Below are 10,570 nucleotides of genomic sequence, written 5' to 3'. Positions count from 1 at the left end.
GATAAGTGCTGAAAGCATCTAAGCATGAAGCCCCCCTCAAGATGAGATTTCCCATGGCGTTAGGCCAGTAAGACCCCTTAGAGATGATGAGGTTGATAGGTCCGGTGTGGACGCGTGGTGACACGTGGAGCTGACGGATACTAATCGGTCGAGGGCTTATCCTAACAAGAGATGCATGTCTACCTTTCGTTGTTCATTCAGTTCTTGATTGCCTTTTATACAATTCCATAACAAGTCTGGTGGTGATGGCGAAGAGGTCACACCCGTTCCCATCCCGAACACGGTCGTTAAGCTCTTCAGCGCCGATGGTAATTGGGGCTTTGCCCCTGTGAGAGTAGGACGCCGCCAGGCATTTTAATATAAAGATAGGTATTTATACCTATCTTTTTACGTATTTCCGGAAATGCTTTCCGCTTCTAATTCTGGAACATCATGTTCTAGGCTGTTAGATAATATTTGATATGAAGGATGTTGACATTGATTTTTGGCTCAACATTGTTCTCATATATAAGCGGCAGTTATGTTAGAATTTAAATGAACATAATATTTGGTAAATTCCGTTTTAGTTAAGGGAGGAGTAATATGGGGATTGATCATGAAACTTGGGTAATCATTATTCGTTTAATGATTGCAGGGGGGCTCTCTGGATTAATCGGATTAGAACGTGAGGTTAAGCGGCATCCTGCTGGTTTTAGAACACATCTATTAGTAGGTGTTGGCTCATCCCTAATGATGGTTTTATCCGTTTTTGGATTTGAATCTTATCTAAGTACACATCCTAATCTAACCGGCTTTGATCCATCGAGGTTACCTTCATATGTTGTAAGCGGGATTGGATTCTTGGGAGCCGGGACTATATTGGTTCACGGGGTCACGGTACGCGGATTGACGACAGCAGCTTCCATTTGGGTTGTTGCTGGAATTGGTCTAGTTGTTGGAATTGGAATGTACTACGTGGCTATATTTGCAACAATTTTAGTGATTTTAAGTTTAATTTTCCTTAATAAATGGGAAAACTTATTTATGAAGGTAACGAAGACACAATCGCTATTTATTCTAGCGGAATACCGAAAAATTACACTTTCCTCGATAATTTCAGTAATGGAAGATGAAGGTATAAGGGTTGAGAAAATAACAGTTGAAGACCCTCCTGATAATGAGGACACTTTGATTAAGTATCATTTTTTTGTGGTTATGCCAAGTTCGAGATCGTTAATACCTATTTATGATCGTTTAGCAGAAACGGAATATGTCGAAAAAGTTTATACTGTAGATTAAGGCTTAAGACTTTTTAATTGACTATTTTTTGTGCATAATTATAATTATAGTCAAAGAAAGTCAAAGTCAGAAGGGAGGGCGTACATTGCAAAATATCTCGGATATTATTGAAGCTTATATAAAGCAAATGCTTCAGCAAAATAGCACGGCTGAATTACGTAGAAATGAATTGGCTGAAAAGTTCCAGTGCGTCCCTTCACAAATTAATTATGTTTTGAAAACTCGCTTTTCGCTTGAAAGAGGTTATGTCGTTGAAAGTAAGCGTGGCGGTGGAGGTTATATACGTATTATAAAAGTAAGGCCTGAGACAAATAAGGAGCTTATTGATGAAATGATTCAATTAGCCGATTCTAGAATTACGCAGGCTAATGCTCAATCTTTAATTGTCCGTCTACTTGAAGAAAGTATAATAAGCAAAAGGGAGGCTAGGTTAATGATTAGTGCCATTGATCGCTCAGTTATTAATTTAAGTATCCCTGTCAGAGATCAAGTAAGAGCTAACATTCTAAAGTCAATGCTACAAGCTCTTAAGTATAAGATGTAGTGAGGCATTTAAAGGGGCACATCCCTGCTTCACCAAGGACGAGGATATCATTTTGGGTATTAGGGAAATAAGGAGGCATATTGTCAATAGACTTTAACCTCCTGATTGTTGAACCGATGCTAACACATTCTGTGGGCCGCAACGAAATGATCATAGAGGGAGTGGTAACTTTATGGAGTGCCAAGAATGTCACAGTAGATCAGCAACATTGCATTTTACAAAAATCATTAATGGCGAAAAGATGGAATATCATTTATGTGAAGAATGTGCGAAAGAAAAAGGCGATGCTGTTTCCGAATCAAGTGGATTCTCAATACACAATTTGCTATCAGGGATGCTGAACTTTGACCAACCTATGGATAGTCAGGGTACCGCTAAACAGACTCAGCAAGTTTTACAATGTTCTAAGTGCGGATTAAGTTATCAAGAGTTTGCCAAAATAGGTAAATTCGGATGCGAAGAATGTTACGAAACATTTAAACATAAACTTGATCCTGTTTTGCGTAAGGTGCATAGCGGTAATACCACTCATTCAGGTAAAATTCCGAAACGGGCAGGCAAGGATATTAGCATTCGTAAACATATCAACTCTCTCAGGGAACAGTTGAAAACGCATGTGGAACAAGAAGAATTTGAAAAGGCGGCTGAGCTCAGAGATGAAATCCGATCACTGGAGAATGGGGGGGAAGCCTAGTGTCATTACAACATTTCATTAATCAAGCGGTCAGTCCTTGGATGAAAACTGACGGGCCTGATGCTGATATTGTTCTAAGCAGTCGAATTCGTCTTGCCAGGAACCTTAAGGATTACATTTTTCCAGTCATTGCTTCGGATCAGGAAACAGTTGAAGCCTACAATCATATGAAACATCATTTGGATGGTGCAACTTATCATTCAATGGGTCCATTCGAATGGTTGCAAATGAACAATATGGAGCCAATTGAAAAAAAAGTGCTTGTCGAAAAACACCTTGTGAGTCCGGCATTAGCTGATAAATCCCCTAATGGCGCTGTTTTACTCAATAATAATGAGTCCGTCAGTATTATGGTTAACGAGGAAGATCACCTAAGAATACAATGCCTGTTCCCGGGCTTTCAATTGAATGAAGCCCTAACGCTAGCGAGCGGTATTGATGATTGGCTTGAGGAAGAATTTAATTACGCATTTGATGAGCAGCACGGTTACTTGACGAGTTGCCCCACCAATGTTGGTACCGGCATGCGGGCATCAGTCATGATGCATTTGCCGGCGTTAATGATTACCCAACGCATGAACCGGATTGCCCCTGCCATTAATCAATTCGGCCTTGTCGTCCGTGGTATTTATGGGGAAGGTAGTGAAGCTTTAGGTAACGTGTTTCAAATATCTAATCAAATCACACTCGGAAAGTCAGAAGAAGATATCGTGGAAGATTTGCGAGGTGTGGTGATGCAATTAATTCAACAAGAGAGAGATGCACGAAAAGATTTAATGCAAATGTCCCGTGTCCAATTAGAGGATCGTGTTTTCCGTTCTTATGGAACGTTAGCATATAGCAGAATTATACCATCTAAGGAAGCAGCAAAATGTTTATCAGATGTACGTTTGGGCATCGATTTGGGTATGATTGATAATGTCTCAAGTAATATACTTAATGAACTTATGGTGATTACCCAGCCCGGCTTTCTTCAACATTATTTTAAGGAAACACTAGGGGCAAATGAAAGAGACGAACGTCGGGCTACATTAATACGAGAGCGATTGAAACTTGAAGGTTTGGGAAATTCTGAGGACTAAGGAGATGACGATCATATGATGTTTGGAAGATTTACGGAACGCGCACAAAAAGTATTGGCACTGGCTCAAGAGGAAGCTGTTCGACTAGGTCATAACAATGTTGGCACTGAACACATTCTTTTAGGTCTTGTGCGTGAAGGTGAAGGCATTGCTGCTAAAGCTTTGAATGCACTGAATTTGAGCTCAGAGAAAATACAAAAAGAAGTTGAAACCCTCATCGGTCGTGGTAATGAGACAGGCCAGACCATTCACTATACACCTAGGGCCAAAAAAGTCATTGAGTTATCAATGGACGAAGCGAGAAAAATTGGTCATTCCTATGTAGGTACAGAACACATCCTTTTAGGACTCATTCGTGAGGGAGAAGGTGTCGCGGCCAGAGTATTAAATAACTTAGGTGTCAGTCTTAATAAAGCGCGGCAACAAGTTCTGCAACTGTTAGGCAGTCATGAGTCATCAGGGTCGTCACAACAAGGTCGTAATGCAACAAGTGCTAATACACCGACACTTGATGGATTGGCACGTGATTTAACAAACATTGCCAAGGAAGGCGGCTTAGACCCTGTTATTGGCCGAAGCAAGGAAATTGAACGAGTGATTGAAATATTAAGTCGTCGAACAAAAAATAATCCTGTACTCATTGGTGAACCCGGAGTGGGAAAAACAGCTGTCGCTGAAGGGCTGGCACAGCAAGTTGTTAACAATGAAGTTCCAGAAACCTTACGAGAAAAACGTGTGATGACTCTGGATATGGGGACGGTTGTTGCTGGGACAAAATATCGCGGTGAATTCGAAGACCGTCTGAAAAAAGTGATGGAGGAAATTCGCCAAGCGGGTAATATTATTTTATTCATTGATGAGCTTCACACCTTAATCGGTGCTGGTGGTGCTGAAGGTGCTATTGATGCTTCCAATATCCTGAAACCATCATTAGCACGAGGTGAACTTCAATGTATTGGTGCCACGACTCTTGATGAATACCGCAAATACATTGAGAAAGACGCAGCCCTTGAACGTCGGTTCCAACCTATTCATGTGGATGAACCAACGAGTGAGGAGTCTGTATTAGTTCTAAAGGGGTTACGTGATCACTACGAAGCCCACCACCGGGTCAAAATTATAGACAGTGCTATCGAAGCTGCGGTTTCATTGTCTGACCGTTATATTTCAGACCGATTCCTTCCGGATAAAGCGATTGACTTAATTGATGAGGCAGCTTCAAAAGTGCGCCTACGTTCTTACACAGCGCCGCCGAACCTTAAAGAACTTGAGCAAAAGCTTGATGAAGTCAAAAAGGAAAAAGACGCGGCTGTCCAAAGCCAGGAATTTGAAAAAGCGGCGTCACTTCGTGATACAGAACAAAAACTGAAAGAAGAACTTGAACAGACACAGAGGGAATGGAAGGAGAAACAAGGGCAGGAGAATACAGAAGTTAAGCCTGAGGACATTGCTCAAGTTGTTTCGACATGGACGGGAGTTCCGGTTTCTAAACTAGAAGAGGCTGAAAGCGAACGTCTAATGAAGATGGAAGAAATTCTTCACAATCGTGTCATTGGCCAAGAGGAAGCAGTGAATGCTGTCTCCCAAGCGGTCCGTCGGGCTCGTGCTGGATTAAAGGATCCCAAACGACCGATTGGTTCATTTATATTCTTAGGGCCAACAGGTGTTGGTAAAACGGAATTAGCTCGTGCGGTAGCAGAAACGTTGTTTGGTGATGAAGAAGCCATTATTCGTGTAGATATGTCCGAGTTTATGGAAAAGCACACAACCTCACGTCTTGTGGGTTCACCACCAGGATATGTAGGTCATGATGAAGGTGGACAATTAACGGAGAAAGTACGGCAAAAACCTTATTCAGTTATTCTTTTGGATGAAATTGAAAAGGCTCATCCTGATGTGTTTAACATCTTGTTACAAGTTTTAGATGATGGACGGTTAACGGACTCTAAAGGGCGTACAGTTGATTTCAGGAACACAGCTGTGATTATGACATCCAATGTCGGAGCTAATGAATTGAAACGGAATAAGTATGTCGGCTTTACTACTCAAGGTGAAGGTCGAGCTTATGAAGAGATGAGAACCAAAGTGATGGATGAATTGAAGAAATCATTCCGTCCTGAATTTCTTAATCGAGTTGACGAAATCATTGTTTTCCATGAACTAAATAAAGACCAATTGAAGGAAATTGTGACCTTAATGTCACAAGAATTAACCAACCGTCTTAAAGAACAGGGGATTGAACTTGAGTTAACAGAAGCAGCCAAAGAAAAGATTGCTGATGAAGGCTATGACCCTGAATATGGCGCCAGACCGCTTAAGCGAGCAATTCAACGGAAAGTTGAAGACCGTTTGTCTGAAGAATTACTTCAAGGAAATCTTAGTGAAGGAAGCCAAGTCGTCATTGATTATGAGAATGAGGCGTTTGTTGTTAAAAAACAGGCATATTCCGAATCATAAAGAAGATTTTATACTTCTTTAAGTGACAAAAGCCGGGAACTTTTCCCGGCCTTTTTTCGTATAGATATTGAAAGGTGGGTGTGAATCGTGGCCAAAGCCAAAGCAAAAACGGTTTTTTTCTGTAAGGAATGCGGCTATGAAAGTCCCAAATGGATGGGAAAGTGTCCCGGCTGCCAGGAGTGGAATACTATAGTAGAGGAAAGAATTAAACCTGAACCCACGCATCATGGTGGGGCTGCTTTTATGAGCAAGTCGACCAAGCCACAGCCTATAAATCAAGTGGAACAAACCAAAGAAATACGTATTAAGACGCAAAATGGTGAATTCAACCGAGTTTTGGGAGGCGGCATTGTACCAGGATCTTTAATCCTTGTTGGCGGTGATCCGGGGATTGGTAAGTCAACGATTCTCTTGCAAATGTCTAATGAATTAGCCTTAAAGTCTCATAAAGTGCTATATATTTCCGGTGAAGAGTCAATGAAACAAACAAAAATGCGTGCTGAACGGCTTGAAATTCATTCGGACAACTTATATGTACTAGCTGAGACGGATATACATGAAGTAGAGAAGCAAATTAATGATGTTAATCCAGCTTTTATTGTGGCTGATTCAATTCAAACAATCTATAACAGTGAGTTATCGTCGGCCCCAGGAAGTGTTTCACAAGTCCGTGAATGTACGGGAAGTCTTATGAAAATCGCTAAGAACAGAGGCATTGCCATCTTCATTGTTGGTCATGTAACAAAGGATGGAGGTATTGCTGGTCCACGTTTGCTTGAGCATATGGTTGATGCTGTTCTGTATTTTGAAGGGGAAAGGCATCATACTTACCGTATTTTACGTGCGGTCAAAAATCGATTCGGTTCAACCAACGAAATAGGTGTTTTTGAAATGAAGGAAGATGGACTTGAGGAAGTGACCAATCCATCTGAGATCTTCTTACAGGAACGGACTAATGGTGTGGCTGGTTCAACGATTGTTGCCGCTCTTGAAGGTACAAGAACAATGCTTGTCGAAATCCAGGCGCTTGTCACTCCGACAAGCTTTGGAAACCCCAGACGCATGGCTACAGGTATTGACCATAACAGAATTTCCCTGCTGATGGCGGTGCTGGAAAAACGCGTTGGGTTACTAATGCAAAATCACGATGCTTATGTTAACGTGGCTGGCGGTGTTCGCTTAGATGAGCCAGCGACAGATCTAGCCGTGGCATTGAGTATTGCTTCAAGTTTCAAGGATGATACGACTCAACCAACGGATGTCATGATCGGGGAGGTGGGTCTGACAGGCGAGGTGAGACGTGTGTCGCGAATTGAACAGCGTGTTCATGAAGCTGAGAAAATGGGCTTCACCCGTGCATTAATTCCGAAGAAAAACATGGAAGGATGGACGATTCCTGAAAGTATTGAGGTCGTAGGTGTTTCCACTGTTCGAGAAGCCATGGATATTTCATTGGGAGGAGCCGCACATGAATTTTCAACAGCAACAGACCATTAATCATTTCCTTAAGTTTGTTGCACCGGGAACACCGTTGCGAGAAGGGATAGAAAACGTTTTACGGGCGAAGACAGGCGGTTTAATTGTTGTCGGTTATAATGAAAAGGTTAAAAGCCTAGTTGAGGGAGGATTTTCTATTGATTGCTCTTTTTCTTCGGCATCCCTTTATGAACTAGCGAAAATGGATGGAGCGATCATTCTAAGTGATCATGGAGAAAAAATTCTTTTCGCCAATACCCAACTCATACCCGATTCATCAATCATTTCGTCGGAAACGGGAATCCGGCATCGAACGGCTGAGCGGGTTGCCAAACAGACAGGCCAATTGGTGATTTCAATATCACAACGACGCAGTGTTATTACACTATATAAAGGAAATATCCGTTACTCACTAAAGGACATTGGTGTTATTTTGACAAAAGCCAATCAGGCTATGCAGACGTTGGAAAAATATCGGACTGTGATGGATAAAGGACTGGTTAACCTTGGTGCTTTGGAATTTGAAGAAATGGTCACTTTTCAAGAATTGACCCAAGCGATTCACCGGATTGAAATGGTATTGCGGATTCGCGATGAAATTCGAAATTATATTAATGAATTGGGAACAGAAGGTCGTCTTATTAGTATGCAGATGTCTGAATTGGTCGCCAATGTTGAAACGGAAGCGAAACTGTTAATTAAGGACTATATGAGTCTTCATGGTCTACCGCCCGAAAAAATTTTAAGCCGTTTGCGAACATTAAATAGTGACGACCTGCTTAATGAACATATTGTAGTGAGACATTTGGGATACATCCAGAGTAATGATAGCTCGGAAGAAGTTATTCTTCCAAGAGGATACCGCGCTTTAAATCGTATTCCGCGTTTGCCGCAACCGATCATTTCGAAACTTGCCGAAAGTTTCGATGGATTAAATTCTATTATGAAGGCGACTATCCAAGACCTCGTTAAAGTTGATGGGGTCGGAACCAAACGGGCAAAGAAAATTAAAGATGGTTTGGAACGCATACAAGAACAGCTTTTTATTGACCGGGTTGTTTAACGAGGATGTTGACAATGATTTCTTTTTTTGATAGTTTAAAGCTGTCTATATTGGAAATTTTTTATATAATATTTTGTGAAATTAACCATATTTAGGTTTCGAATAAGGGAATTTGTCTATAATGAGAATAGGAGGTGACTCGGGTTTTGATTAAGCGATTTTTGCAATTGTTTTTTGTTATTGTAGGTGGGACTTTAGGCTTCGTCTATGTACCCGACATTATCGAATTTATGTTTAACGATTATGAAGGTTGGATGGCTGCACCTTATACAGGAGCTATTTTTGGGGCGCTCTTATTTTTAATACTGACATTTTGGTTTGTTGATAGTCTTGTACGCCTTATCAAGCTTTTTGAAGAGAAGATTGTTAAGGCTCCTGTGACGGATGTGTTGTGCGGCACCTTGGGGCTAGTATCTGGTTTAATTGTTGCATTTTTGTTCCAGATCCCCCTTAATAATATCAAAGTAGCTGCATTTAGTACGGTTCTCCCGATATTTCTGACGGTGTTTTTAGGTTATCTTGGTTTTCAAATTGGTTTTAAAAAGCGCGAGGAATTAAAAAATCTCTTTATGATTTCCAAAGCTAAGGACAAGCGGAAAGAGACTCAAGATCATCAACCAGAGAAATCAGATGAAGATATTCAGCCAACAGGCCACACCCTCAAGATTCTAGACACCAGTGTCATTATTGACGGTCGAATTGCGGATATCTGTCAAACGGGTTTCCTGGAAGGCACCTTAGTGATTCCGCAGTTTGTCTTAGAAGAGCTTCAGCACATTGCCGATTCTTCTGATGTACTCAAACGTAATAGAGGCCGGCGTGGATTAGATATCCTAAACAAAATCCAAAAGGAACTACCGGTTCATGTCGAAATCTATGAAGGTGATTTTGAAGACATCGCCGAAGTTGATAGTAAGCTTGTTAAGTTAGCCAAACTCGTATCTGGCATTGTTGTCACCAATGACTTTAATTTAAATAAAGTTTGTGATTTGCAAGGTGTGTCTGTTTTTAATATTAATGATTTAGCTAATGCGGTCAAACCTGTTGTTCTTCCTGGAGAAGAGTTAGAAGTCCAACTGATTAAAGATGGTAAAGAGCATAATCAAGGGGTTGGTTACCTTGATGATGGTACCATGATCGTGGTTGAAGAAGGTCAAGGCTATATCGGAAAAACAATTGATGTCATTGTTACGAGTGTATTACAAACGTCGGCTGGCCGGATGATCTTTGCGAAGCCGAAGCTCATGGAACAAGCGTTATAAAAGGAGATATGGAGGTCTCAATGGGTTATCAGGTGATTTTGCCAGCTGCTGGAAGTGGCAGCCGAATGGGGGCATCATCCAATAAAATTTTTTTGGAACTTCTTGGTGCTCCTCTAATTGTGCATACACTTAAAGTATTTGAACATGATTCACAATGTAACAGTATTATACTTGCAATAAAAGAAGAAGAACAATCCATTTTCGAGACACTCATTCGTGATCATCATCTGACAAAGGTTAGACAATTCATTCATGGCGGTTCTGAACGCCAACATAGTGTCTACAATGCTTTAAAGGCGACGAGTGAAGAAGCCATTGTTCTCATTCATGATGCGGCAAGACCCATGATTCATCAACAATTAATTGAAAAGGTATATACGGCTGCTGTCCAGGAAGGCGCAGCCGTTTTGGCCGTACCGGTAAAAGATACGATAAAAAAAGTATGCGATGGGTTTGTGGACAAGACCCTCGATCGATCCGATTTGTGGGCGGTCCAAACACCGCAAGCGTTTCATCGATCGTGGATTCTTAGTGCCCATGAAGCAGCGGCCAAGCAGGGATGGGCGGTGACTGATGATGCTTCACTCATTGAGCAGATGGGTGGAAAAGTCACGATTGTTAAAGGTGATGATCGCAATCTTAAGGTGACGACACCGGAAGATTTGTGGGTGGCTGAGCATTTTATGCAGATAAGGAATGGTTAAGAAGGGGAGA

The 10,570-nt window shown here is 41.4% G+C and carries 9 protein-coding genes and 2 rRNA genes; all 11 read left to right on the top strand.

The genetic code is table 11. The annotated features are described in order from the left end of the window. Positions 1–164 (top strand): 23S ribosomal RNA (locus B9Y89_RS01350); the annotation flags it as partial. Positions 165–235: 71 nt separating this feature from the next. Then, positions 236–351 (top strand): 5S ribosomal RNA (rrf, locus tag B9Y89_RS01345). Between the two features lie 231 nt (positions 352–582). Further along, positions 583–1,278, top strand: coding sequence for an MgtC/SapB family protein (locus B9Y89_RS01340; RefSeq protein ID WP_085520844.1), 696 nt, complete (start codon positions 583–585; stop codon positions 1,276–1,278). Positions 1,279–1,363: 85 nt separating this feature from the next. Further along, positions 1,364–1,822 carry a CtsR family transcriptional regulator gene (locus tag B9Y89_RS01335; protein ID WP_085520842.1) on the top strand — a complete coding sequence of 153 codons (459 nt, stop codon included), beginning with the start codon at positions 1,364–1,366 and terminating at the stop codon, positions 1,820–1,822. Between the two features lie 172 nt (positions 1,823–1,994). Then, positions 1,995–2,516, top strand: coding sequence for a UvrB/UvrC motif-containing protein (locus B9Y89_RS01330; protein ID WP_085520840.1), 522 nt, complete (start codon positions 1,995–1,997; stop codon positions 2,514–2,516). Next, positions 2,516–3,598, top strand: a complete 1,083-nt coding sequence (locus B9Y89_RS01325) for a protein arginine kinase (protein ID WP_085520839.1) — start codon at positions 2,516–2,518, stop codon at positions 3,596–3,598. The genes B9Y89_RS01330 and B9Y89_RS01325 overlap by 1 nt, the downstream gene beginning before the upstream one ends. Before the next feature lie 15 nt (positions 3,599–3,613). Beyond that, positions 3,614–6,055: an ATP-dependent protease ATP-binding subunit ClpC gene (clpC, locus tag B9Y89_RS01320; RefSeq protein WP_085520837.1), complete on the top strand. Its 2,442-nt coding sequence runs from the start codon at positions 3,614–3,616 to the stop codon at positions 6,053–6,055. Between the two features lie 87 nt (positions 6,056–6,142). Next, a complete protein-coding gene (gene radA / locus B9Y89_RS01315; protein ID WP_085520835.1) occupies positions 6,143–7,552 on the top strand; it encodes a DNA repair protein RadA in 1,410 nt (469 codons plus the stop codon). Next, complete coding sequence (gene disA, locus B9Y89_RS01310; protein ID WP_085520834.1) at positions 7,524–8,594, top strand: DNA integrity scanning diadenylate cyclase DisA; 1,071 nt, start codon at positions 7,524–7,526, stop codon at positions 8,592–8,594. Before radA ends, disA begins: the two co-directional genes overlap by 29 nt. A gap of 146 nt (positions 8,595–8,740) precedes the next feature. Then, complete coding sequence (locus B9Y89_RS01305; protein ID WP_085520832.1) at positions 8,741–9,856, top strand: PIN/TRAM domain-containing protein; 1,116 nt, start codon at positions 8,741–8,743, stop codon at positions 9,854–9,856. Between the two features lie 20 nt (positions 9,857–9,876). Then, positions 9,877–10,560, top strand: a complete 684-nt coding sequence (gene ispD / locus B9Y89_RS01300; RefSeq protein ID WP_085520830.1) for a 2-C-methyl-D-erythritol 4-phosphate cytidylyltransferase — start codon at positions 9,877–9,879, stop codon at positions 10,558–10,560. Positions 10,561–10,570: the final 10 nt, after the last annotated feature.

Source organism: Tuberibacillus sp. Marseille-P3662, from assembly GCF_900178005.1.
In the GTDB taxonomy this organism is placed as follows: Bacteria; Bacillota; Bacilli; order Bacillales; family Sporolactobacillaceae; genus Marseille-P3662.
The sequence above is the reverse complement of the archived record's forward strand: the minus strand, read 5'-3'. Positions and strand labels throughout refer to the sequence as shown.

Coding starts and splice junctions, on each gene's coding strand:
- B9Y89_RS01340 (WP_085520844.1), top strand. CDS start 583: ATGGGGATTGATCATGAAACTTGGGTAATCATTATTCGTTTAATGATT.
- B9Y89_RS01330 (WP_085520840.1), top strand. CDS start 1,995: ATGGAGTGCCAAGAATGTCACAGTAGATCAGCAACATTGCATTTTACA.
- clpC (WP_085520837.1), top strand. CDS start 3,614: ATGATGTTTGGAAGATTTACGGAACGCGCACAAAAAGTATTGGCACTG.
- disA (WP_085520834.1), top strand. CDS start 7,524: ATGAATTTTCAACAGCAACAGACCATTAATCATTTCCTTAAGTTTGTT.
- ispD (WP_085520830.1), top strand. CDS start 9,877: ATGGGTTATCAGGTGATTTTGCCAGCTGCTGGAAGTGGCAGCCGAATG.